This is a genomic window from Streptomyces sp. AA1529 (genome assembly GCF_000280905.1).
In the GTDB taxonomy this organism is placed as follows: Bacteria; Actinomycetota; Actinomycetes; order Streptomycetales; family Streptomycetaceae; genus Streptomyces.
Genome location: NZ_ALAP01000041.1, coordinates 139,834 through 161,415 on the forward strand (window position 1 = coordinate 139,834; position 21,582 = coordinate 161,415).

22 protein-coding genes are annotated in these 21,582 nt (G+C 73.8%); 7 read left to right on the forward strand and 15 right to left on the reverse strand.

The window, feature by feature from the left end; translation table 11 throughout:
- Positions 1 to 18: 18 nt before the first annotated feature.
- The 6 genes from A949_RS0112550 to A949_RS0112575 all read right to left on the reverse strand — a co-directional run bounded on the left by A949_RS0112550 (position 19) and on the right by A949_RS0112575 (position 7,928).
- Entirely contained in the window at positions 19 to 708 is a 690-nt protein-coding gene (locus A949_RS0112550) for an HAD family hydrolase (protein WP_019356362.1), read from the reverse strand.
- Positions 709 to 741: 33 nt separating this feature from the next.
- Positions 742 to 1,863, reverse strand: a complete 1,122-nt coding sequence (locus tag A949_RS0112555) for an aromatic ring-hydroxylating oxygenase subunit alpha (RefSeq protein ID WP_019356363.1) — start codon at positions 1,861 to 1,863, stop codon at positions 742 to 744.
- Positions 1,860 to 3,059 carry an N-methyl-L-tryptophan oxidase gene (solA, locus tag A949_RS0112560; protein WP_019356364.1) on the reverse strand — a complete coding sequence of 400 codons (1,200 nt, stop codon included), beginning with the start codon at positions 3,057 to 3,059 and terminating at the stop codon, positions 1,860 to 1,862. Before solA ends, A949_RS0112555 begins: the two co-directional genes overlap by 4 nt.
- Positions 3,060 to 3,244: 185 nt before the next feature.
- Positions 3,245 to 5,782 carry an FAD-dependent oxidoreductase gene (locus tag A949_RS0112565; RefSeq protein WP_019356365.1) on the reverse strand — a complete coding sequence of 846 codons (2,538 nt, stop codon included), beginning with the start codon at positions 5,780 to 5,782 and terminating at the stop codon, positions 3,245 to 3,247.
- A complete protein-coding gene (locus A949_RS0112570) occupies positions 5,779 to 6,867 on the reverse strand; it encodes an S-(hydroxymethyl)mycothiol dehydrogenase (RefSeq protein ID WP_019356366.1) in 1,089 nt (362 codons plus the stop codon). Before A949_RS0112570 ends, A949_RS0112565 begins: the two co-directional genes overlap by 4 nt.
- 257 nt (positions 6,868 to 7,124) lie before the next feature.
- A complete protein-coding gene (locus A949_RS0112575) occupies positions 7,125 to 7,928 on the reverse strand; it encodes an IclR family transcriptional regulator (protein WP_019356367.1) in 804 nt (267 codons plus the stop codon).
- A 256-nt stretch (positions 7,929 to 8,184) separates the two neighbouring features.
- Between A949_RS0112575 and A949_RS33235 the strand changes: the two genes are divergently transcribed.
- Complete coding sequence (locus A949_RS33235) at positions 8,185 to 8,547, forward strand: bifunctional 3-phenylpropionate/cinnamic acid dioxygenase ferredoxin subunit (protein WP_019356368.1); 363 nt, start codon at positions 8,185 to 8,187, stop codon at positions 8,545 to 8,547.
- Positions 8,544 to 9,740: an NAD(P)/FAD-dependent oxidoreductase gene (locus A949_RS0112585; protein WP_019356369.1), complete on the forward strand. Its 1,197-nt coding sequence runs from the start codon at positions 8,544 to 8,546 to the stop codon at positions 9,738 to 9,740. The genes A949_RS33235 and A949_RS0112585 overlap by 4 nt, the downstream gene beginning before the upstream one ends.
- Before the next feature lie 63 nt (positions 9,741 to 9,803).
- Here the strand turns inward: A949_RS0112585 and A949_RS0112590 are convergent, their stop codons facing one another.
- Positions 9,804 to 10,478 carry an AIM24 family protein gene (locus A949_RS0112590; RefSeq protein ID WP_019356370.1) on the reverse strand — a complete coding sequence of 225 codons (675 nt, stop codon included), beginning with the start codon at positions 10,476 to 10,478 and terminating at the stop codon, positions 9,804 to 9,806.
- Between the two features lie 292 nt (positions 10,479 to 10,770).
- Here A949_RS0112590 and A949_RS0112595 point away from each other — a divergent pair, with 292 nt between their 5' ends.
- The 3 genes from A949_RS0112595 to A949_RS0112605 all read left to right on the forward strand — a co-directional run bounded on the left by A949_RS0112595 (position 10,771) and on the right by A949_RS0112605 (position 12,396).
- Positions 10,771 to 10,962, forward strand: coding sequence for a hypothetical protein (locus tag A949_RS0112595; protein ID WP_019356371.1), 192 nt, complete (start codon positions 10,771 to 10,773; stop codon positions 10,960 to 10,962).
- 62 nt (positions 10,963 to 11,024) lie between these two features.
- Positions 11,025 to 12,014 (forward strand): NAD(P)-dependent oxidoreductase, encoded by a 990-nt coding sequence (locus tag A949_RS0112600; protein WP_019356372.1) that lies wholly within the window; start codon positions 11,025 to 11,027, stop codon positions 12,012 to 12,014.
- A gap of 166 nt (positions 12,015 to 12,180) precedes the next feature.
- A complete protein-coding gene (locus tag A949_RS0112605) occupies positions 12,181 to 12,396 on the forward strand; it encodes a DUF2180 family protein (RefSeq protein WP_019356373.1) in 216 nt (71 codons plus the stop codon).
- A 16-nt stretch (positions 12,397 to 12,412) separates the two neighbouring features.
- On the opposite strand, the gene A949_RS0112610 is transcribed toward A949_RS0112605, so the two are convergent.
- Positions 12,413 to 13,174 (reverse strand): VOC family protein, encoded by a 762-nt coding sequence (locus A949_RS0112610; protein ID WP_019356374.1) that lies wholly within the window; start codon positions 13,172 to 13,174, stop codon positions 12,413 to 12,415.
- A 255-nt stretch (positions 13,175 to 13,429) separates the two neighbouring features.
- Here A949_RS0112610 and A949_RS0112615 point away from each other — a divergent pair, with 255 nt between their 5' ends.
- Positions 13,430 to 13,615, forward strand: a complete 186-nt coding sequence (locus A949_RS0112615) for a DUF5133 domain-containing protein (protein ID WP_019356375.1) — start codon at positions 13,430 to 13,432, stop codon at positions 13,613 to 13,615.
- Positions 13,616 to 13,690: 75 nt separating this feature from the next.
- Here the strand turns inward: A949_RS0112615 and A949_RS0112620 are convergent, their stop codons facing one another.
- On the reverse strand, positions 13,691 to 14,086 hold the full coding sequence (locus tag A949_RS0112620; RefSeq protein ID WP_019356376.1) for a cupin domain-containing protein: 396 nt from the start codon (positions 14,084 to 14,086) through the stop codon (positions 13,691 to 13,693).
- A gap of 51 nt (positions 14,087 to 14,137) precedes the next feature.
- Here A949_RS0112620 and A949_RS0112625 point away from each other — a divergent pair, with 51 nt between their 5' ends.
- On the forward strand, positions 14,138 to 15,145 hold the full coding sequence (locus tag A949_RS0112625; protein ID WP_026004592.1) for a helix-turn-helix domain-containing protein: 1,008 nt from the start codon (positions 14,138 to 14,140) through the stop codon (positions 15,143 to 15,145).
- Positions 15,146 to 15,229: 84 nt separating this feature from the next.
- Here A949_RS0112625 and A949_RS0112630 read toward each other — a convergent pair whose 3' ends face one another.
- The 6 genes from A949_RS0112630 to A949_RS0112655 form a co-directional block, all read right to left on the reverse strand.
- Positions 15,230 to 16,378: an alcohol dehydrogenase catalytic domain-containing protein gene (locus A949_RS0112630; RefSeq protein ID WP_019356378.1), complete on the reverse strand. Its 1,149-nt coding sequence runs from the start codon at positions 16,376 to 16,378 to the stop codon at positions 15,230 to 15,232.
- Positions 16,375 to 16,686 (reverse strand): putative quinol monooxygenase, encoded by a 312-nt coding sequence (locus A949_RS0112635; protein WP_037706197.1) that lies wholly within the window; start codon positions 16,684 to 16,686, stop codon positions 16,375 to 16,377. Before A949_RS0112635 ends, A949_RS0112630 begins: the two co-directional genes overlap by 4 nt.
- A gap of 6 nt (positions 16,687 to 16,692) precedes the next feature.
- Positions 16,693 to 17,322 carry a glycerol-3-phosphate responsive antiterminator gene (locus A949_RS0112640; protein WP_026004593.1) on the reverse strand — a complete coding sequence of 210 codons (630 nt, stop codon included), beginning with the start codon at positions 17,320 to 17,322 and terminating at the stop codon, positions 16,693 to 16,695.
- An 18-nt stretch (positions 17,323 to 17,340) separates the two neighbouring features.
- Positions 17,341 to 18,894, reverse strand: coding sequence for an FAD-binding oxidoreductase (locus tag A949_RS0112645; protein WP_019356381.1), 1,554 nt, complete (start codon positions 18,892 to 18,894; stop codon positions 17,341 to 17,343).
- A complete protein-coding gene (locus A949_RS0112650) occupies positions 18,891 to 20,633 on the reverse strand; it encodes a glycerol-3-phosphate dehydrogenase/oxidase (RefSeq protein WP_019356382.1) in 1,743 nt (580 codons plus the stop codon). The genes A949_RS0112645 and A949_RS0112650 overlap by 4 nt, the downstream gene beginning before the upstream one ends.
- Positions 20,634 to 20,910: 277 nt before the next feature.
- A partial coding sequence (locus tag A949_RS0112655) for an FGGY-family carbohydrate kinase (RefSeq protein ID WP_019356383.1) occupies positions 20,911 to 21,582 on the reverse strand: 672 nt, incomplete at its 5' end.

Genomic DNA, 21,582 nt, shown 5'->3' on the forward strand with positions numbered 1-21,582 from the left:
ACGACGCCTACATGACGCCTACACCGGGTCGGTGCGCAGGAGTTCCCGCAGGTCCGCGACGGTCCCGGCATCCGCGTCCGCCAGCCAGGCGGCCGGGGTGGGCCCGCCGGTGTAGCCCAGCACCGGCATGCCGGCCGCGCGTGCCGCGCGGACCCCCGCCGGGCTGTCCTCGATCACCAGGCACTCCGCGGCCGGGGCGCCGCAGACGGCGGCCGCGTGCCGGAACAGGTCGGGAGCGGGCTTGCCCTCGCGCACGTCGTCCGCGCTGAAGACCCGGCCGGCGAAGCGGCCCCACAGCCCGGTCGCGGCCAGCGAGTGGCGGATCCGGGGATGGCTGCCGCTGCTGGCCACGCAGTACGGCAGGCCCCGCGCGTCCAGCGCGTCGAGCAGTTCACCGACGCCCGGCATCGTGTGGGGTGCCGCCTCGAACGCGGCGGCCACCCGGGCCCGGTACTCCACGAGCCAGCCGTCGTCCACGGGCCGGGCGGCGTGCGCGCGCACCTGCGCCAGCAGATACGGCTCGGGGGTGCCCAGGAACTTCTTCAGCACGTCGGCGGGCGTCAGCGGCCACCCCGCCTCGGTCGCCATCGCCGCCACGACCTCGGGCCCGATCCGCTCGGTGTCCACCAGCACCCCGTCGCAGTCGAAGACGACGAGCCGTGCGCGGGCCAGGGCACGGGCGGGGGAGGGGCGGGGCGCGCTGTCCATGCGCCCCACCCCATCACGCTCCCGGGCCCCGGCTCAGCCCGGGTCGGCGAGCTGCCCGGTCACCCAGGCGTGGAAGTCCCCGATGTGGTGCTCGCTGGGGACCAGCACCCCGCCCTTGCGGTAGGCGCGGGAGGCCATGGCGGGCTGGGTGCGTTCGCAGGCGTCGAAGTCCTGGAGGTTGACCCGGTGGAAGAGCTCCACGGAGTGCGAGACGTCCGCCCCGCTCGCGACCACCTCCGGCGCGTACAGCCAGTCGCACTCGACGACCGTGCGGTCCTGCGCCAGCGGGAACATCCGGTGCACGATCACATGGTCGGGCACCAGGTTGACGAACACCTGCGGCCGGATGGTGAGCGCGTAGTAGCGGCGATCGTGCGTGTCGGGTACTCCCGGCAGCCGGGCGAAGCCGGCGCCGCCGTCCACGGTGAACCCCGCGGCCTCGTCCGCGAACGCGGGCCCGTGCCCGGTGTAGTACTGGGCGGCGAACCCGTCGGCGAACTCGGGCAGCACCTCGGTGAGTTCGGGATGGATGGTGGCGCAGTGGTAGCACTCCATGAAGTTCTCGACGATCAGCTTCCAGTTGGCCGCGACGTCGTAGGTGCGGCGGCGGCCCAGCGCCAGCGCGTCGATCCCGTAGTGCCCGATCACCTCGTCGCCGCCCAGTCGCTCGGCGACTCCGTCCATGACCGTCTCCTCGAACGACGGCGGCTCGGCGGCCAGGCACACCCACGCGTACCCCAGCCATTCGCGCAGCTCCACCGTGTGCAGTCCGTAGGCGGCGCGGTCCACGTCCGGCATCCGGGTCAGATTGGGCGCCGCCGTCAGCGCACCGTCCAGGTCGTAGGTCCAGGCGTGGTAAGGGCACTGCAGGCTGCGCCGCACCTGGCCCGCCTGCTCCGTGCACAGCCGCGCCCCGCGGTGCCGGCACACATTGAGGAAGGCCCGCAGCCCGCCCCGGCGGTTCCGGGTGATCAGCACGCTCTCGCGGCCCACCTGGACGGTGCGGTAGGCGCCGGGCTTGTCGAGGTCGGCCGAGCGGACCGCGCAGAACCACGCGGTCTCGAAGATGCGCTCCTGCTCGCGCCGGAAGTTCTCCGGATCGGTGTAGCGGTCCCCTGGCAGGGTGGCCAGCAGGCTGCTGACAGCGGTCGTCATGGCGTGGTCTCTCCCTCGGGAGTGGCGAGGCGGCGGTGCGGGGCCCGCAGGGCTTCCCTGCGCGGGTCGAACAGCGTGATCGGGTGCTCGGTGGTGCCGTTGAGTGCCAGGTCGGCGACGATCTCGCCGACCACGGGGACGAACTTGAAGCCGTGCCCGGAGAATCCGCAGGCGACCGTCACCGCCTCCGGGTGCAGCGGGTGCCGGGCCAGTACGAAGTGCTCGTCGGGAGTGGTGGTGTACATGCAGGTGACGGCCTTGCGCAGGGAGCCGGGCAGCTGGGGGAGGCGGGGCCGCAACTGCGCCGCCATGGCCGCGCTCTCCGCCTCGGTCACGGTCCGCTCGACGGTCTCCGGATCGCACGGCGAGCCCTTGCGGAAGAAGGCTGTCTTCGCCCCGCCGTCCGGGCCCTCGATCGCGGGGAACCCGTAGATCTGCACCCCTTCGGCGTCCTCCCATACATAGACGGGGTGCCGCTCCGGCGCGAACGGCGCGCTGCCGCCGCGCGGCCGGAACCAGTACATGACCTGCCGCTCGACGGTGAAGTGCGCACCGAGACCGGCCAGCAGGCCGGGCGCCCACGCGCCGGGGCACACCACCAGGTGCCCCGCGCTGTAGACGTCGTCCGTCGTGTGGACGCGTACGCCCCTGCCGCCCGGCAGCACCTCCCAGCGGGTGACGGGCTCCTCGAACCGCAGGTCGGCTCCGGCCTGCTGGGCGAGCTGGAGGTGCGCCGCGACGGTCGACTCGGGGCGGACGAACCCGGCCCGCGCCTCGTACAGCGCGACTTCGTCGTCCGCCGGTGTCAGGGTCGGGAAGCGGCGCCGCACCTCGGCGGCGTCCAGCATCTCGTGCGGGAGGTCCCACTGCCTGGCCGAGCGCAGGCTGCCGGAGACCGTGCGGCTCTCGGGGCGGCCGACCATCACGCCCCCGCACAGCGTGGCGATGCTGCGGCCGGTGTCGTGCTCCAGCTTCGCGAAGAGTTCGTAGGAGCGCAGCAGCAGCGGGACGTAGGCAGGGTCCTCGAAGTAGGACTGCCGTACGATGCGGGAACCGCCGTGGCTGGAGCCGCGGTGGTGCGCGGGGCCGAAGCGCTCCAGCCCCAGGACGCGGTGGCCGCGGGCGGCCAGGTGGTAGGCGGCGGCACTGCCCATGCCGCCGAGACCGAGGACGATGACATCGCGGGGATGCGGCATTGCGGGTCTCCTTCGGGTGCCGGGTCCCGCCCGCTCCCCGCACCGGGCCGGTTCCGGCCTCCCGGCGCCGCCACCGCACCCGGCACGAGGCATGCCTCGCCCGCGGCGCGGACGGACGGGGAGCGGAGCGGCGGCCCGGGGCCGGAGGGGCGGACCCTCGGCTCGGGGGCGGGCGGTACCGGGGGCTAGCGGCGGATCCGGGCCATCTCGGGGTCGAACAGGGGCTCGGCGGCGACCGTCGCCGCGATCTTGTCGCCGAAGTACTCGACGGCGACGGAGGTGCCCGGCACGGCGGTGCGGGCCGGCAGCCAGGCGTAGGCGACGCAGCGCCCCACGCTGTAGCCGTACGACGCGCTGGTCACATATCCGTCGACGACCCCGTCGACATGGACCGGCTCGCTGCCCAGGACGACCGCGGCCGGATCGTCCAGGGTGAGGCACACCAGCTTCCGCTCCGGTGCGCTCCGCGCGGCCAGCGCGTCCCGCCCGAGGAAGTCGCCCTTGGCGGGGCGTACGGCGAAGCCGACACCGGCCTCCTCGGGGGTGTGCTCGGCGGTCATGTCGGCACCCCAGGCCCGGTACCCCTTCTCCAGCCGCAGGCTGTTGAAGGCGCTGCGGCCGGCGGCGACGACGCCGAGCCGCTGCCCGGCCTCCCAGAGGGTGTCCCACAGCCGCAGGCCGACATCGGCGTCCGCGTACAGCTCCCAGCCCAGCTCTCCCACGTAGCTCACCCGCAGTGCCGTCACCGGGACGTGGCCCACGTAGGTCTCGCGTGCCTTGAAGTAGCCGAACGCCTCGTGGGAGAAGTCGGCGGGGGTCAGGGGCTGCACCAGCTCCCGGGCGAGCGGGCCCCACACCCCGATGCAGCAGGTGCCGGAGGTGATGTCCCGGACGTGGACGTCCTCGGGCGCGTGCCGGACGAGCCAGTCCAGGTCGGCCGGGGTGTTGGCGCCGAGCTGCCAGCGCTCGGGACCCAGCCGCGCCGCGGTCAGGTCGCTGCGGATGCCGCCGCTCTCGTCGAGCAGCAGCGTGTAGGTGACCGACCCCGGGCGCTTCTTGAGGTTGTTGCTGGTCATCCGCTGCAGGAAGGGGAGCGAGCCGGGCCCGGTGACCTCCAGCCGTCGCAGCGGTGTCATGTCGTAGAGCGCGACCCGCTCGCGGGTCAGCTTCGCCTCGGCCGCGGCGATCGGCGACCAGTGCCGTGCCGACCACGGGTCGCGCTCGGCCGGCCGCAGGCCGAGCTGTTCCACCAGCGGGGCGTTGGCCTCGTACCAGTGGGGGCGCTCCCAGCCGCCCGACTCCAGGAAGTGGGCGCCCAGTTCCTGCTGTCGCGGATAGAAGGGGCTGGTGCGCAGGGGGCGGCCCGTGGCGGGCGGCTGGAGCGGGTGGATCACGTCGTACACCTCGACGAAGCTGCGCTCGCCGCGCTCGCGCACGTGGGCGGGGGAGCGCTGAGCCCGTTCGAAGCGGTGCGGGTCGCACTCGTGGGCGTCGACCGTGGTGCGGCCGTCGGTCATCAGTTCGGCGACGGCGCGCGCGGCGCCCGCGGAGTGCGTGACCCAGACGGCCTCGGCGAACCAGAAGCCGCGCAGCGCGTCGGACTCGCCCAGCAGCGGCATCCCGTCCGGGGTGAAGGAGAAGACACCGTTGAAGCCCTTGTCCACCCGGGAGGCGGCCAGACCGGGCAGCAGCCGGCCGGTCTCCGTCCAGCTCGGCTCGAAGTCCTGCGCGGTGAAGGGCAGCGAGGACGGCATCTCGGGGGCCTGGTCGTAGGGCAGCACCGCGTACGGGTCGACGGGCAGCGGGCGGTGCGCGTAGGTGCCGATGCCGATCCGGCCGGGTCCGCCCGCCGGGTCGAGGTGCTCGCGGTAGTACAGGTCGTGGTCCTGGTGGCGCAGGATCGGCCGCACGGCCTCGTCGCCGCCGGTCCCGGAGCCGGTCAGCTCCGGCAGCGGCGCCGTGGTCGCGTACTGGTGCGCGAGCGGCAGCAGCGGTACCTCCACTCCGGCCATCGCGCCGATCACCGGGCCCCAGAATCCGGCCGCCGAGACCACATGGTCGGCCGGGAAGGTGCCGCGGTCGGTGACGACGCCGGTGACCCTGCCCGCTTCCTTCTCCACCCCGGTGACCGTGTGCCGCTCCAGGAAGCGGGCCCCCCGCCGGGAGGCGCGCTCGATCTGCGCCTGGCAGGCGTCCACGGCGCGGGCCAGACCGTCACCGGGGGTGTGGAAGCCGCCGAGCACGGAGTCGGGGTCGAGCATCGGGAACAGCTCCGCGCACCGCGCGGGACCGACCAGTTCGCCCTCCACGCCCCAGGCGGCCGCGAGTCCGGCCTTGCGGTACAGGTCCAGCCTGCGGGCCTCGGTGGTGGCCACCTCCAGCCCGCCCACCGGCAGGAAGCAGGGCCGCCCCGCCCGGTGCAGCCCGGTGAACTTCTCCACGGTGTAGCGCGCGTACCGGGTGAGGGTCCGCGAGGGGCTGGTGCGGAAGACCAGGCCGGGTGCGTGCGAGGTGGAGCCGCCGGGGGAGGCCAGCGGACCCTGTTCGAGCACGGTGACGTCGCACCAGCCGCGTGCCGTCAACTCGTCGGCCAGTGAGCAGCCGACGATTCCGGCACCGACGATGACGACGCGGGCGCGCCGGGAGCCGGCCTGCGGGCCGGACGCCGGGGCGGACGGGGCGGAGGGAGACCCGCGGGCGGGTTCCGGGGCAGGAGTGTTCACAGGACCACCACCGATCGCAGCACCTTGCCGCGCTGCATCCGTTCGAAGGCGACCTCGACCTCGTCCAGCGCGATCGTCTCGGTGACGAAGGCGCCCAGGTCGAGCTTGCCGCTGAGATAGAGGTCGATCAGGACGGGGAAGTCCCGGCTGGGAAGGCAGTCCCCGTACCAGGACGAGGTGAGGGCGCCGCCCCGCGAGAAGAGCTCCTGGAAAGGGAGTTCGATCGTCACGTCCGGAGCGGGGACTCCGGCCAGGACGAGCACACCCGCCAGGTCCCGCATGGCGAACCCCTGCAGATAGGTCTCCGGGCGGCCGACGGCCTCGACGACCAGGTCCGCACCATGGCCGCCGGTCAGTTCGCGGACGGCCGCGACGGGATCGGTGCCGCGTGAGTTGACGCTGTGGGTGGCACCGAACCGGGTGGCGGTGTCCAGCTTGCCGTCGTCGATGTCGACGGCGATGACGCGGCGCGCCCCGGCCAGCGAGGCCGCCGCCACGGCCGCGTTGCCCACTCCGCCGCAGCCGATGACGGCCACGGTGTCGCCGTGCGCCACGCCCCCGGTGTGCACGGCGGCTCCCCAGCCGGCCATCACTCCGCAGCCGATGAGACCGGCTGCCTCGGGACGTGCTGCCGGGTCGACCCTGACGGCCTGGCCCGCGTCCACGAGCGTCTTGTCGGCGAAGGCGCCGATGCCGAGCGCCGGGGTCAGCGGAGTGCCGTCCAGCAGCGTCATCGGCTGCCGGGCGTTGCGCGAGTCGAAGCAGTACCAGGGCCGCCCCTTGCGGCAGGAGCGGCAGCTTCCGCACGGTGCGCGCCAGGCGAGTACGACGAAGTCGCCGGCGCGCAGGTCGGTGACGCCGGGGCCCGTCGCTTCGACGACGCCCGCGGCCTCGTGGCCCAGCAGGAAGGGGAAGCCGTCGTTGTCGACGGCGCCCTCCCGGTAGTGCAGATCGGTGTGGCAGACACCGCATGCCTGGATCGAGACGAGGACTTCTCCCGGGCCGGGATCCGGTACCAGGACCGGCTGCACCTCGACCGGGGCGTCCTTCTTCATCGCGATGACAGCGCGGACCTCGTGTGGCATTCCCAGACCTCGCAGTTGTTGCGTAGTGCACGACTGGTTGCGCTATGGGAGACATAGTGAGAACGCCGAACCTCGCCCGTCAAGAGATGTGGATCAGCTGTTGGTGACGAGGTGTCAGAAAAACGCACTGCGGGTCCGGCCGGTGCCGGACCCGCAGTTATGGGAGGTCGGGGCGCTGCTGTAATTGATGCCCCGTCAGAAATTGTCCGTTCTCGTACGCGGTGCGGCGCCGCCCGCGCCGCCGCTCCCGCCCTCGGTCAGTAGGCGTAGCCCATCCGCCGGGAGAGGTCCTGCGCCGCCGCCATGGTGCGCTTGGCCACTTCCTGGAGCTGCTCCTCCTCCAGCCGGTAGGACGGCCCCGAGACGCTGATCGCGCCGATCACCTTGCCGTCGTGGGCGCGTACCGGCGCAGCCACCGCGTGCAGGCCGAGCTCCAGCTCGTCCCGTGCCATCGCGAAACCGGACGTGACCACCGCCTTCAGCTCCGCGCGCAGCTCCGCGGCGGAGACCACGGTCGACTCCGTCAGCCGCGGCAGCTTGCGCGAGAGCACACTCTCCTGCACCGACTTGGGCTGGTGCGCCAGCAGCGCCTTGCCGCTGGAGGTGGCGTGCAGGGGGGTGCGTCTGCCCAGCCAGTTCTGCGCGGTGACCGACGACGAGCCACGGGCCTGCATGATGTTGACCGCCGCGTCGTCGTCCAGCACCGCGATGTTCGCCGTCTCCCCGGCCTCCTCGGCCAGCTCGCGGCAGACCGGCGCACCCTCCTGCGAGATGTCCAGCCGGGAGGCCGCGGCCCCGGCCAGCCGCAGCACACCCGGGCCCAGGTAGTACTTGCCCCGCTCCTGCTCCTGGGAGACCAGGCCCCTGGCCTCCAGGACGCCGAGCAGTCGGAACGCCGTCGACTTGTGGACCCCCAGCTCCTCCGCGACCTCCGTCACTCCCGCGTCGCTGTGCCGGGCCAGAATCTCCAGCACGCTCACCGCGCGGTCGACCGACTGGACCGAGGCAGCCGCGCCTCTGGACTGCTTGCCGGTCCCGGTGTCCTCCGCTTTTCCACTCATCTGCTCAACGTCACCGCCTGCTGGCCTGGTTGTGGTTCCCGGGTGCCGGTGCGCGGACGCGCACCGTTCTTCCCGGAGGCGTCGGCGAGTGCTTGACGTGAAGCCTCCCCGCTTGGATTCTGTTGCGCATCACGCTCCATCGTGCGCGATACGGAACTCGGATAGTAGCGAAGCGTCTGCCCCGCACCTTCCCGGACCTGCCGTACCGGGATCGGTCGAATCTGTCTACTCGAACGTGCTCGCGAGGTGAATCACAGTGATACCCGTCTGTCGCCTTGAGGACCTGCCCGCAGGTGAGTCCGTCCGTCTCGACCTCGAACCTCCCATCGCCGTCTTCAACGCCGACGGCGAGCTCTACGCCATCGACGACACCTGCACCCACCAGGACGCGTCCCTGGCCGAAGGCTGGCTCGAGGGCTGTCTGGTCGAATGCCCGCTGCACGCAGCTTCATTCGACCTGCGCACCGGCCGTCCCACCTGCCTCCCGGCCCGTAAGGCCGTGCGCACCCATCCGGTGAGCGTGCTGGACGGCACCGTGTGGGTACATGTCGAGTCCGCCCAGCCCGTACCCGCAACCGCACCGCACACCGCCGCAGCCGGACAAGGGAGTGCCGCATGAGGACCATCACCGTGATCGGCGCGTCCCTGGCAGGACTCCACGCCGCGCTGGCCCTGCGTACGCAGGGCTACGACGGCCGACTGGTGATCGTGGGCGAGGAGCACCACCGCCCCTACGACCGCCCGCCGCTCTCCAAGGAATTCCTGACCGGGGCACTGACCGCCGACCGCCTCTCGCTCGCCGACGCCGAGGAGATCGCCGAACTGGAGGCCGACTGGCTGCTGGGCACCCGCGCCGAGGGCCTGGACCCGCCCTCCCGCACCGTCGCCCTCGCGGACGGCCGCAGGCTGTCCACCGACGGGGTCGTCCTGGCCACCGGCGCGGCCCCCCGCACCCTGCCGGGCGAGCCACTGGCGGGGGTGCACACCCTGCGCACCCTGGACGACGCCGCCGCGCTCCGCGAGGAGCTGAGCCGGGGACAGGTGCGGGTCGTCGTCATCGGCGCCGGCTTCATCGGGGCCGAGGTCGCCTCCTCCTGTGCCACCCTCGGGCACAGTGTCACCGTGGTCGAGGCCGCCGCGCAGCCGCTGCTGACCCAACTCGGCGCGGACATGGCCGCGTTCTGCGCCGACCTGCACACCGACCACGGGGTCACGCTGCTCACCGGAACCGGCGTGCAGGCGCTGCACCCGGAGCCGGGACGGTCGGCCGCCGCCGCCGACGGCGGGCGGGCGCGGGTCGGCTGGGTGGAGCTGGCCGACGGCAGGTTCCTGCCGGCCGACGTGGTCGTCGTCGGCATCGGCGTCCAGCCCGCCACCGGCTGGCTGGAGGGATCCGGGCTGGTGCTGGACGACGGAGTGGTGTGCGACGCGGGCGGTGCCACTCCGGTGCCGGGCGTGGTGGCCGTGGGCGACGTGGCCCGTCGTGCCGGGCACCGGGCCGAGCACTGGACCAGCGCCATGGAGTCCCCGGCCGTCGCGGTGCGCAACCTGCTGGCCGGGACCACGGTGGAGAGCTACTCGGCCGTACCGTATTTCTGGTCGGACCAGTACGGCGTCCGCCTCCAGCTCGCGGGCACCCGGGGCGCGGCCGACACCGTGCGGGTGGTGGAGGGCTCCCCGGAGGACCGCAGCTTCCTCGCCCGCTACGAACGCGACGGGGCCACCACCGCGGTTCTCGCGGCCAACCGCCCCCGTCCCTTCACCCGGGCCCGCCGGGAACTGAGCCGCGAGGGAGGGCTGGCCGCCGTCTGACCGGGAGCCGCCCTCCGGACGGGCGGGGTGCGCACCGGCCCCGCCCGCCGCCCGCCGGACGCGTCAGTTGCCCGCGGTGGCCGGCTGCTTCTCGCTGGGCCGCACGATGACGAAGCCCTCACCGTCCAGGCGCAGCTGCACCGCCTCGCCCGAACCGCCCCGGATCATGGAGCCGAAACTCTGCGAGCGGTGCAGCGAGGTCTGCAACTGGGCGCTCCAGCCCACCACCGCGTCGGTGTCCACGAACACCGGTGCCTGCTGCGAGACGGGGATGACGATCGGCGTGCCCTCGCAGATGACGCCGAGCCTGCCCTGGCCCGAGAAGACACTGTTGAACAGTCCGCCGCCGGCCATTCCCGCGCCTTTGACCACGCCGATCTCGTAGTGCAGTCCGGCGTCGAAGACCAGCACGTTGCGGCCGTTGACGGTGAGCGAGTCGCCGGGCGCTATGTCGATGATGAAGCAGTTCTCCGCCTCGTGCGCGAACCAGGCCTCGCCCTGTCCGCTGACCGACATCACGGCCAGCCCTTCGCCGGTGACCTGGCGCTTGAGGAAGTTGCCGACCCCCTGGCCCTTCTTCTCGAACTTCAGGTTCCCCCGGAAGGCCACCATCGCGCCCTGCCGCGCGTAGCACTCCCCGTTCACGGTGTACTTCACGCATTTGTCGTTCTGCAGCTCCATCCCCGCCGTCGGGCTGGGCTGCGCCATGTTCTTCGTCGCGAAGAGATCACTCTGCATGGCGCCATGTTCCCCCGGAATTCGCCGCTCCATCCAGACTTGCCCGGCCGGCGGTTCCGCTGACCTGCACGGAAACCGGCCGCCTTGCGGGCTGCGGCGCCGCGCTCGCGACGCCGCCCAGCCGATCCGGGGGAGAACCGTGATTTGAGAGTTTTGCTCGACTGTCGCCTCAGTGTGAGCGCGTACTTTCTCGAAAGTCCCCAAAGGTACTCGAATGAAATGATGGAAGGTGCCAGGGGGCCGCGGCTCCCGGGGGCGGGTGCCCCGTGGCAACGAGCGGAGGAGGTCCGACATGAAGTTCGTGCTCGAGGTGGACATCAGCGGCATGCGGGGCGAGGGGGAGGCGGCGGCCGAACTGGGCCGGGCACTGCGGTACTGGGGCGGCAACCTGCGCCACTACGCGCTGCAGCCGGGCGACGGATCGGAGATCCACGACTCGCAGTACCGCCGGGTCGGAAGCTGGCACATCGCCCCGGCCTCGTGACCGGACGGCAGTAGCATCGCGGCCGGAACACGACCGGGCCCGGCGCGAGGAGAGGGAGACCCATGGCGATCGAGGGCGTGGATCCCCGGCGCATCGGACGGGAACTGGCGGGTGCCGCCGTCACCGTCGACCCCGGCCTGCCCGCGCCGGTGCGCGCGGGCGTCGGGGAACTCGTCCGGCGCCCGCTGGGCCCGGGCACCGGACCGCGGATCCATGTGGGCCCCACCCTCCCCGAACTCGGCCCCGGCGAGCGGCTGCTGTGGATGCACAGCAGCAACGCCGGGGTCGACGCGCTGCTGGCGTCCGCCGCCTGGCCGCCCGGGACCCTGCTGACCCGCACGGTCGGGCGGATGGGGGAGCGGATCGGCCAGTACGTGCTGGCCTGGGTGCTGGCCGAGCTGCAGAACATCCCCGCCTTCCTGGACCAGCACGCCTCCCGCACCTGGAACCGGCTGCCCACGGAACTGGCCGACGGCACCCTCGCCGTCGTCCTCGGGACCGGCGGGATCGGTGCGGGGATCGCGGCCGCGCTCCGCCGCTGCGGGGTGCGCACCGTCGGGGTGGCCCGCACCGCGCGCCCGGTGCCCGGGTTCGACGAGGTCGTCGCGCTCGGGGCGCCGGACGGCTCCCGGGCCCCGGACGGTTCGGGAGCGCCGTCCGCGGAGCTGGCCGCGGCCCTGGGTGCGGCACGCTGGGTGGTCGACGCGCTGCCGCTCACGCCCGCCACGGCCGGACTCCTGGGCTCCGGATTCTTCGGCGCGATGGACGGCGCGACCTTCCTCAACGTGGGCCGGGGCGCGACCGTGCGCACCGAGGCGCTCGGCCGGGCGCTGGAGGAGGGCCGGGTGGCGCACGCGGTGCTGGACGTCCTGCCGGAGGAGCCCGCCGGGCCCGGATCACCGGCCTGGGAGCTGCCCCGCACCACCCTCACCTCCCACTCCGCCGGGCCCACCACCGCAGCCGATGTCCTCGCCGACTTCCGCGCGGCGTGGGACGCGCTGAGCGCGGGCCGGCTTCCCGGCCTGGCCGTCCGCCTCACCCGGGGCTACTGACCCCGAGCCGCGACGCCGGCCCCGCGGCCGGGGCGCGGCCCCGGTCGCCGGGGAGCGCACCGCCGGGGGCATGCGCTGCGCCGATTGGCCGTACCGATGCGTACGGCGCCGTGCGGAGGGGAACCCGCGCACAGTCCGCCCTTACGGCTCCGAGAGAGGGAGCGTCATGCACTGCTACGACTGCTTCAAGGAGGGCACCGAGACCTCGGCCCTGGCGGTCTGCGTCGACTGCGGGGCAGGTGTGTGCGACCGCCATCTGCACAGCGACCCCGAGCCGGTGCGCCGCTCGATGAGCGTCGGCCAGGTCTGGTCCTCGCGCGATTCGCGCCGGATGATCTGCCTCGTCTGCCACGACGTGCTGCAGCAGAACCAGAAGGGGTGAGGCCCGGCTCCGGGCGTCAGGAGCCCAGCAGGCGGAAGAGGCCGCCGTCCGGGTCGCGGACGGTGGCGACCCGGCCGTGCGGGGCGCGCTGGACGGGGGAGACCACGGTGCCGCCCGTCCGCTCCGCGGCGCCCAGCGCCGCGTCGATGTCGGACGCGCGGAAGTACACGTCCCAGCGGGTGCGCACCTGCGGGTCGGAAGCGGCCTCGATGCCGCCTCCGCGGAGCCCGGCGACGGTCTCGCCGTCCACCAGGATGTGCACCTCGTCGCTCTGCTCCTCGTAACTCACGCCGTGGCTGGGGTTCTTCGTCCAGTCGAGCACGGCACCGTAGAAGAGCGCCGCGGCGAAGGCGTCGCCGGTGCGCAGTTCCAGCCAGGCCGGCGCGTGCCCCGCGCCGACCGCCCAGCCGCGCGGCAGTTCTCCCTGCCAGACGCCGAATGCCGCACCGTAGGGGTCGGCGGCCATGGCCGCCCGGCCCTCGCCGACCCGGAGCGGTCCGACGGCGACGGTGGCGCCCCGCTCGCGGACCCGTTCGCAGACGAGGTCGGCGTCGTCCACGGAGAAGAACACCGTCCAGCGGACCGGGAGCTGCCAGGAGACGGCTGCCTCGTTGAAGCCCGCCACCGGATCGCCCTCCCTGGTGGCCGTGCGGAATCCGGGGCCCAGGGAGCTGTCGGTGAAGGACCAGCCCAGTACGGAGCCGTAGAAGTCCTCGGTGGCCTGCCGGTCACGGACGGTCAGGCTGACCCAGCAGGGCACTCCGGGTACGGAATCCATCACGTCACCTCAAGCCTCCTGCCGCTTCCTTTCGCACGTCGGCGGGCGTCTTCCGTCCCCGGGCGCCGTAGTGCCCACCAGTCCCGGCGGCAAACGGGCAGCGGGCGGGAATGGCAGCATCATGTCGGCTTTTACGCGTTTTGTCCGGCCTGTGCCGGGTACTGGCCCTGTGCACCGCTTTCGCGGCCCGCCGGCCGCGGGCGGCTGCCGTGTCCCGCACCGCCGAGCGCCGCCGTGCGCCTCCGAGGAGTTGCCATGATCGCCCACCCCGACACCCTGAGAGAGCTGCTCAGCCGCTACGAGGCCCTCCGCGACGGGTCCGGGGACCGGCAGGAGCTGGACGACGTCTCCTACACGCTCTGCGTCTCCACGGGGACCCGCGACATCCGCGACGCGGTGCGGGCGGCCCGGGCCCATATCGCGGGAGTCCGCGCGGCCTGAGCGGGGCGCGGCGGCGCGGGACCGGGTCGCGCCGCGGACGCGGCATCCGCCCGGGGCGGCCCGTCGCGAGCGGCGCTACCGGCTCAGTTCGTGCCCCGTGGTGGCGTCGACGTGTGCGGGCACTTCCTCATGCCGGTCCCCGACGGTGGAAGTGCCGGTGGGCTCGAACAGCAGCAGCGCGGCGCCCCCTGGCGAGGCGGGCTTGTGCTCCACGCCCCGCGGCACGGTGAAGACCGCCCCCGCGCCCAGCCGGACCGTCCGCTCGCCGGCCGGCTCGCGCAGCGCGATCTCCAGCTCTCCGTCCAGGACGAGGAAGAACTCGTCCGTGTCCTCGTGTGCGTGCCACAGGTGCTCCCCGCGTACCTTGGCGATCCGTGCGTCGTAGTCGTTGACGCGGGTGACGATGCGCGGGCTCCACAGGGCGTCGAAGGAGGCCAGGGCCCGGTTCAGGTCGATGGGTTCGCTGCTCATGGCCTCATCCTGGGGCGTGACGGCGTCCGCCGCGACTGCTAGAAATCGCATATGACGCAAGATTCCTCGCACGACCGGCCGACGGATCTCCACCGGGTCGTTGTGCTCGTCGACGAGAACTCCAACCCTTTCGAACTCGGCTGCGCGACAGAGATCTTCGGACTGCGCAGGCCCGAGCTCGGCCGGGAGCTGTACGACTTCGCACTGTGCTCACCCGAGCCGCGCACCGTGCTGCGCGACGGATTCTTCACCCTCACCGGCGTCGCGGACCTGACGGCGGTCGAGCAGGCGGACACCCTGATCGTGCCCAACCGGCCCGACATCGAGGTCCCCCGGCGCCCCGCGGTGCTGGCGGCCGTCCGCCGCGCCCACGCGCGCGGCACCCGCCTTCTGGGACTGTGCAGCGGAGCGTTCACCCTCGCGGAGGCGGGTGTGCTCAGCGGTCGGCGCGCCACCGCGCACTGGCAGTGGGCCGACCGGTTCCGGGCCCGCTTCCCGGACGTGCACCTGGAGCCGGACGTGCTCTTCGTCGACGACGGCGACATCCTCACCGCCGCGGGCAGCGCGGCCGCGCTGGACCTGGGACTGCACGTGGTGCGCCGCGACCACGGCGCCGAGGTCGCCAACGCGGTGAGCCGCCGCCTGGTCTTCGCCGCGCACCGGGACGGCGGGCAGCGGCAGTTCGTCGAGCGGCCGCTGCCCGCCGTCCCTGAGGAGTCACTGGCGGCTCTGCTGGCGTGGGCCCGGGAGCGGTTGGATCAGCCTCTCACCGTGGCCGACCTGGCGGCCCGGGAAGCGGTCAGCGCCGCCACCCTGCACCGCCGCTTCCGCGCCCAGCTCGGCACCACTCCGCTCGCCTGGCTGGTCGGCGAGCGGGTCGCGCTGGCCTGCCGGCTGATCGAGCGCGGCGAGGAACGGCTGGAGGTCGTCGCCCGCGAGAGCGGGCTCGGCACCGCCGCGAACCTGCGGTCCCGGCTCCGCCGGGAGACCGGACTGAGCCCGTCTGCATACCGCAGGCGCTTCGGCCGGGTCGAACTCCCGGCCGCCGCCGGGACGTGACCCGGCCCCCCCGTGCGGTACGGACGAGGCCGATGGCCCGGACGGGGGACCGGTGGGCCGGCCGCGGCGCGGCCGGCCCGGTCGTCATGCGGCCAGCAGCCCGGAGGTGTCCAGCACCTGCCGGATCGCGGTGCCGTCCGCGAGCGCCTCCAGCGACCGGTTGACGTGCTCCGTGGTCAGCTGCACCGTCCCGGTGTGCAGCTCCTCCACCGGCAGCAGCCCGGCGCGCCACAGCCCCAGGAAGCGCGGGATGTCGCGACTGGGCACCGCGTCGCCCATGTACGAGCCCAGCAACGACTTCCCCTCGCCCGCGAAGGCCGCCGCCGGGACGGTGTCCAGCATCCGGCCGGGTCCGGGCAGCCCCACCGAGGCGACCTTCCCGCCGCGGCGCACCGTGGCCAGGCACGCCGCCGTCACCGCGGGGCTGCCCACCGCCTCGACGGCGACCTCGGCGCCGCCACCGGTCCACTCCGGCACCGCCTCGGCCGCCTCCTCGGGCGCGCATGCGTGGGTGGCGCCCAGACGCAGCGCCAGCTCCCGCTTGGCGGGCACCGGATCGACGGCGATCAGCGGCGCGGCTCCCGCCGCGCGGGCCCCCAGCACGGCCGAGAGGCCGACTCCGCCGAGCCCGTGCACCACCGCGGACTGCCCGGTCCGCAGCCCGGCCGTGTTCAGCACCGCACCCGCCCCCGTCAGCACCGCGCAGCCGAACAGCGCGGCGATCGAGAACGGTATGTCCGCCGGGATCGGCACCAGCGACTCCTGCGCCACCACCGCGTACTGCGCGAAGGCGGAGACGCCGAGCTGGTGGTGGACGGTACGCCCGGCGGCGTCCCGCAGCAGCGGCGGTCCGTGCAGCAGCCCGCCCGAGCCGTTCGCCGCAGCTGCCGCCGAGCACAGCCCCGGCCGGCCTTCGGCACACCGGGCGCACCACCCGCAGCTCGGCACGAACACCAGCGCCACGTGTTCGCCCGCCGCCACCCGGTCCACGCCGGGGCCGGTCTCCTCGACGACCCCGACGGCCTCGTGGCCCAGCGCCATCGGCAGCGGCCGCACCCGGTCGCCGTTGACGACCGACAGATCCGAGTGGCACAGCCCCGCGGCGGCCGTGCGGACCAGCACCTCGCCCTCCCGCGGAGCGCCCAGCTCCAGCTCTTCCACCTCGACGGGGCGGGTCGCACCGTAGGGGCGTGCCGTACTCACCTCGCGCAGGACGACCGCCCGCGTCCTCACGGCGCCACCTCCCCGACCGGGGTCAGCCGCACCACGTCCCTGGACTCCAGCAGCGGCACGATCCGCCCCGGCACCAGGTCCCGGAAGTGCGCGGTGGCGCAGTGCGCGGTGAAGTCGGCCTCGGTGGCGTACTCCTCGTACAGGACCACGGTGCGCGGGTCCTCGATGCCCTGATGCACCCGGTACCGCAGGTTCCCGGGCTCGCCGCGGGAGGCGGCGGCCAGCTCCGCCAGCAGCGCGAGGACCTCCTCCTCCCTGCCCGGCCGGGTGCGGTAGCGGGCCACCACGACACAACTGCTCTCACTCATCGTTCATCAGCTCTCTGTGGGGGACGGCAGCCCGTCCCGGGTCAGGTGCCACATCCGGGGGTCGGAGGTGGCAGCGGCGACGGCGCCCAGCTCCAGTGCCGCCGCGACGTCCTGCGGCGACTGCACGAATCCGGCGGCCACATGCGGCGACATCGCGCGCAGCGCCGCGGGCTCCATCCGTGCCACGATCGGCGCGGGCATGACTTCCACCAGGTCGGGCAGGCCGCGGGCCACGGCGTCCAGGCTGCGGTTGAGGTTGGAGCGGTCGGTGACGAACACCTTCTGCATCGTCAGCAGCCCCAGCGGACGGCCCTTCTCCACCAGCGAGAGACGGGTGCTGACCACTCCGGCGGCGCCCATGTGCTTGAGGAACTCCAGCGCACCCCGGTCCTGGGCGAGGCCGGGGGAGGAGTCGACGTTCACGAAGACCGTCTTGCCCGCCCGGCCCAGCGCCGGAACGACCTGCGGAAGCCTGCCCACCGACACCGAGGCGAGGATGCACACGGCGGCGGGAGCGGTCAGGAAGTCCTTCAGATGCTGGACGCCGACCACCGAGGCGACAACGGGTACTTTCGCGAACGCGGCGGACAGTCGTCGGTCGGGCCTCGGGGCGCCGGACCGGGGGTGCACAGTCATGGTCTGCCTAGGCTCTCTTCAGCTCAGCGGGGAGGTACCGAAGCGGCTGGGGAGGCCCAGCTTGCCAGGGTTGAGTATGCCGGTCGGATCCAGCGCCTCCTTCACCGCTGTGAACGTCGCGAACCCGGCACCGAGTGCCTCGGGCAGGTAGGGGCCCCGCAGCAGCCCGCAGCCGTGGTGGTGGCTGAGCGCGGCGCCGTGCCGCAGCAGCACCGCGTTGGCCGCGTCCCACACCGACCGGTACCAGGCGCGCCGCTCGGCCGGATCGACGTCGCCGCGCAGCGAGAAATAGACGCAGGCGCCGTCGCTGTAGGCGTGCGACTGGTGCGCCGAGGCGGCGAGCGTGCCGGGCACCGACTCGACCGCGGCAACCACCTCGTCGTAGACGACCGGCAGATCCCTCCAGCTCGCCGCCATCTCCAGGGTGTCGGCGACGAAGCCGGGGGAGGCGGTGAAACCGTCGGAGGACTTGCCCACCAGCATCCGCTCGTCCAGCCACCGGGCGAAGACCGCCTCGCTGTCCAGTTCGGGCCCGTACTCCTCGCACACCGCCCGGCCGACCGCCAGCGCCGCGTCCACCAGCGTCGGATCGCCCTCGTCGGCGATCAGCAGCAGATTGGTGTCCGGGTGGCCGAAGTGGACGCCGCTCTCCAGCCGGTCGTAGAGGCGCAGCACGGCCGGGGTGGCGCCGCGCTGCAGGACGCGGCGGCACGCCTCCAGGCCCTGCGCGAACGTATCGAAGCCGAACGCGAGCGCCCTGGCGTACTCCGGCAGCGGATGCACCCGCAGCCGTACGGCGACGATGACGCCCAGTGTGCCCTCGGAGCCGACGAACAGCTGGCGCAGATCGGGGCCGGTGGCGGCGCGCGGGTAGTCGCCGTAGGTGGCGCGGGAGCCGTCCGCGTGGACCACGTCCACCCCGGTGACCATGTCCTCGATCTTTCCGTAGCGGGTGGAGAGCTGCCCCGCGCCCCGGCAGGCGACCCAGCCGCCCACCGTGGAGAGGGCGAACGCGGACGGCCAGTGCCCCGTCGTCACCCCGTACGACTCCTGCAGCTCCTTCTCGAACAGGTCGCCGAACATCCCCGCCTCGACGTCCACGACCATGGATTCCCGGTCGACGGAGCGGATGCGGTCCAGGCCGCAGAGGTCGAGCACCACCCCGCCGAAGACCGGGAGCGCCGCACCGGTGACGTTGCTGCGCCCCGCCGAGGCCGTCACCGGGACGCCCGCCCGGTGGCAGATCCGCAGCACGGCGGCCACCTGGTCGGCGTCGGCGGCCTCCACGACCACCGCGTCGGGCGCGGCCGGGCGGCCCTCCGTCTCCCCGATCATCGAACCGGCCCACCAGTCGCGGGTGCGGGTGACCACCTCGGCGCGGTCGGTGTGCACGGCGCCCGCGGCGCTGCGCAGCTCCGCCACGACCTCCGCTGGCACCTCGACCGGAGTGTGCTGGAGCGCGGCGGGGCCGTCGCCGACCGGGGTGTGCTGCGCCCAGCCCGCGGGGCTGGGGGCGCCCACGGTGTAGCGGCCCCGGTTGAAGGGGTGGGTGACGGTCTGACGGCTGATCATGCGGCTGCTCCTTCGTGGTCACCGGGCGTTCCGGTGGTTTCGGAGTCCCCGAACAGGACGGCTTTCTCGTGGCGGACGGCGTCGAGGTAGTCGGTGACCTGGCGCTGCACCTGCTGTGCGCCGAGGCCCAGTTCGCGGCCGAGCAGCGCACCGACTGCCGGTGCCGCCGCGGCCGAGGCGTCCCGGGCGAAGAGCCTGGCCCGCAGCCTGCGGGAGAGCACGTCGTCCACCGAGCGGGCCAGCTCGGCGCGGGCCGCGTAGACCACCTCGGCGCGGGTGTGCGGCAGCCCGGCGACGACGGGCTCGGCCAGCGACGGATCCTCGGCGATCAGGTCGTGCACGAAGCGCGCCTCGGTGCCGTAGCGCTCGCCCAGATGCGCGGCCAGCCCGCCGGAGGCGGCCACGGCTTCCGCGTCGTAGCCCGCGCCGCCCAGCAGCGGCAGCCGCACCGTGCGGCTCCTGGGGCCCCTGCCCCGGCCGGTGCGGCTCAGGGCGCCGCGGTCGCCGAGCACGCCGAGCACTCTGTCCACGACCAGCTCGCCCATGTGCCGGCTGGTGGTCAGTTTGCCGCCGGTGACGGTCACCATGCCGCTGGGCCCGACGGCGATGCGGTGATCGCGGCTCATGTCGAGGGTGGCGCCCTGCTTGCCGCCGACCAGGGGGCGCAGCCCGCCGATGGAGCCGATCACGTCGTCGGGGGTCAGTTCGGCGTCGAACGCGGTCCGGGCACCCTCCAGCAGGAACTCCATCTCCTCGCGGGTGCAGTGCACGTCGTCCGGCGAGCCCCGGTAGTCGGTGTCGGTCGTGCCCAGCACCACTGTGTCGCCCCAGCGGGTGCAGGTGGCGCGGCGGGCCCGGCCGGGGACCGGCACGGTGACCGTGCAGTCGATGCGCAGCTTGTGCCACGGCACCACGATGTGGACGCCCTTGGCCGGGCGGACCCGTGCCGTGTGGCCCGCCTCGGCCATGGCGTCGAGCCGGTCGCTCCACACCCCGGTGGCGTTGACGACGGCGTGGGCGCGGATGTCCACCTCCGCGCCGTCCACCGTGGCCTTGGCGCCGCATGTCCTGCCCCCGCTGGTCAGCAGCGCGTCCGCCCGGGCGCCGTTGAGGACGGCGGCCCCCAGCGAGGCGGCGGTGCGGGCCACGGTCAGCGTGAGGCGGGCGTCGTCGGCGCGGCTGTCGAAGTACATCAGGCCGCCCTTGAGGCTGTCGGCGCGCAGCGTCGGCGCGTGCGCCAGCACCTCGTCGGCGGTCAGCCGCTGGTGCAGTCTGCCGATGCGCCAGCCGCCGGCCAGGTCGTAGGTCCACAGCAGTCCTTCGAAGCCCTTGGCCAGCCGCGGGTCGAAGACCCCCTCCTGTTCCAGGACGGGGAAGAGGAACGGCAGCCGGTGCACCAGGTGCGGCGCGTTGCGGCGGAAGCGGTGGCGCTCCAGCAGCGAGTGGCGGACGAGGGCGATGTTGCCCTGCTCGATGTAGCGCAGGCCGCCGTGCACCATCTTCGAGGACTTCGAGGAGGTGCCGGAGGCGAAGTCGTCCCGTTCCACCAGCGCGGTGCGCAGCCCGCGCGAGGCCGCGTCCAGCGCGGTGTAGGCCCCGGTGATGCCGCCGCCGACGACGAGCACGTCGAACTGCTCGTCCGCCAGCCGCCGGGTGGTCCGCTCCCGGTCGAGCAGCAGCGCCGAGCGGCGTGTCGCCCGTGCCGAGCGGCCCGGCTTGCGGGCAGGCATGGTGATCACAATCAACTCCAGGTAGTGCGGTACGGCGGCAGGTCGGCCGCCGCGGTCGTGCGGTCGCGGTCGCGGTCGTGGTCGTGGTCGTGGTCGTGCGTGCCGTGGTGCGGTCAGGGCCGTGTGCACGCGGAGGACGGGCGCGGGCGTGGTGGGGTGTCCGCGACGGGTTCCGGCGCGGGTGGCCGGACCGGCTCCGCTGGTGCGCGCCTCCCCGGGACGGGCCCGGCGGGTGGCATCCTGCGGTACGGCGTGGTGCTGCCGCCCTCCGGGACCGTGGCGGGCGTCAGCCCAGTTGGGCCGCCGTCAGCTCCCGCCAGGCGGCGCGCTGCTCCCCGCGCGCAGCGGGAGTGGTCCGCGGGGTGAAGACGCGGCCGCTCGGCCGGGCCTCCACGACCTCCTCCAGCGAGGACCAGAGTCCGGCGCCCACTCCCGCCAGATACGCGCTGCCGCGCAGACTGGCCGTCGCCGGCTCCGCCACCCGCTCCAGTTCCATGCCGACGAGATCGGCCAGGGTCTGCAGCAGGTGGTCGCTGCCCGCGACCCCGCCGCCGCAGCGCAGCCGCCGCAGCGGCGCGCCCATGGTGGCGGCCACTCCCTCGACCAGGTCGCACACCGAGTGGGCGATGCCCTCCAGCACCGCCCGGGCGATGTCCGCCCGGGTGGTGGCCAGGCTGAGCCCGGTGAGCGCCCCGGTGGCCGCGGGCCGCCACACCGGGACCCGCACCCCGGCCAGGGCCGGGAAGAAGCGCGGGCCGTCCGGCGCCGGCGCGGCCGTGGCCGCCAGCTCGCCGATCTGCCGCGGGGTCTCGAACAGTCCCAGGTCGTCGCAGAGCCAGCGCAGCGCCGAGCCGGTCGCGGAGGTGTACGCCTCCAGGCTGAAGAGGGTGCGGTCGCCCTGCCGCCAGCCCGGCTGGGCCAGCACTCCGGCGATCCCGGGCCGGGGCAGTGCGGGGTC

What these genes read in the sequence shown, in the direction of transcription:
- A949_RS0112550 (WP_019356362.1), bottom strand. Translation starts at nt 708, where the DNA reads ATGGACAGCGCGCCCCGCCCCTCCCCCGCCCGTGCCCTGGCCCGCGCA.
- A949_RS0112555 (WP_019356363.1), bottom strand. Translation starts at nt 1,863, where the DNA reads ATGACGACCGCTGTCAGCAGCCTGCTGGCCACCCTGCCAGGGGACCGC.
- solA (WP_019356364.1), bottom strand. Translation starts at nt 3,059, where the DNA reads ATGCCGCATCCCCGCGATGTCATCGTCCTCGGTCTCGGCGGCATGGGC.
- A949_RS0112570 (WP_019356366.1), bottom strand. Translation starts at nt 6,867, where the DNA reads ATGCCACACGAGGTCCGCGCTGTCATCGCGATGAAGAAGGACGCCCCG.
- A949_RS0112575 (WP_019356367.1), bottom strand. Translation starts at nt 7,928, where the DNA reads ATGAGTGGAAAAGCGGAGGACACCGGGACCGGCAAGCAGTCCAGAGGC.
- A949_RS0112585 (WP_019356369.1), top strand. Translation starts at nt 8,544, where the DNA reads ATGAGGACCATCACCGTGATCGGCGCGTCCCTGGCAGGACTCCACGCC.
- A949_RS0112590 (WP_019356370.1), bottom strand. Translation starts at nt 10,478, where the DNA reads ATGCAGAGTGATCTCTTCGCGACGAAGAACATGGCGCAGCCCAGCCCG.
- A949_RS0112595 (WP_019356371.1), top strand. Translation starts at nt 10,771, where the DNA reads ATGAAGTTCGTGCTCGAGGTGGACATCAGCGGCATGCGGGGCGAGGGG.
- A949_RS0112600 (WP_019356372.1), top strand. Translation starts at nt 11,025, where the DNA reads ATGGCGATCGAGGGCGTGGATCCCCGGCGCATCGGACGGGAACTGGCG.
- A949_RS0112605 (WP_019356373.1), top strand. Translation starts at nt 12,181, where the DNA reads ATGCACTGCTACGACTGCTTCAAGGAGGGCACCGAGACCTCGGCCCTG.
- A949_RS0112610 (WP_019356374.1), bottom strand. Translation starts at nt 13,174, where the DNA reads ATGGATTCCGTACCCGGAGTGCCCTGCTGGGTCAGCCTGACCGTCCGT.
- A949_RS0112615 (WP_019356375.1), top strand. Translation starts at nt 13,430, where the DNA reads ATGATCGCCCACCCCGACACCCTGAGAGAGCTGCTCAGCCGCTACGAG.
- A949_RS0112620 (WP_019356376.1), bottom strand. Translation starts at nt 14,086, where the DNA reads ATGAGCAGCGAACCCATCGACCTGAACCGGGCCCTGGCCTCCTTCGAC.
- A949_RS0112625 (WP_026004592.1), top strand. Translation starts at nt 14,138, where the DNA reads ATGACGCAAGATTCCTCGCACGACCGGCCGACGGATCTCCACCGGGTC.
- A949_RS0112635 (WP_037706197.1), bottom strand. Translation starts at nt 16,686, where the DNA reads ATGAGTGAGAGCAGTTGTGTCGTGGTGGCCCGCTACCGCACCCGGCCG.
- A949_RS0112640 (WP_026004593.1), bottom strand. Translation starts at nt 17,322, where the DNA reads ATGACTGTGCACCCCCGGTCCGGCGCCCCGAGGCCCGACCGACGACTG.
- A949_RS0112645 (WP_019356381.1), bottom strand. Translation starts at nt 18,894, where the DNA reads ATGATCAGCCGTCAGACCGTCACCCACCCCTTCAACCGGGGCCGCTAC.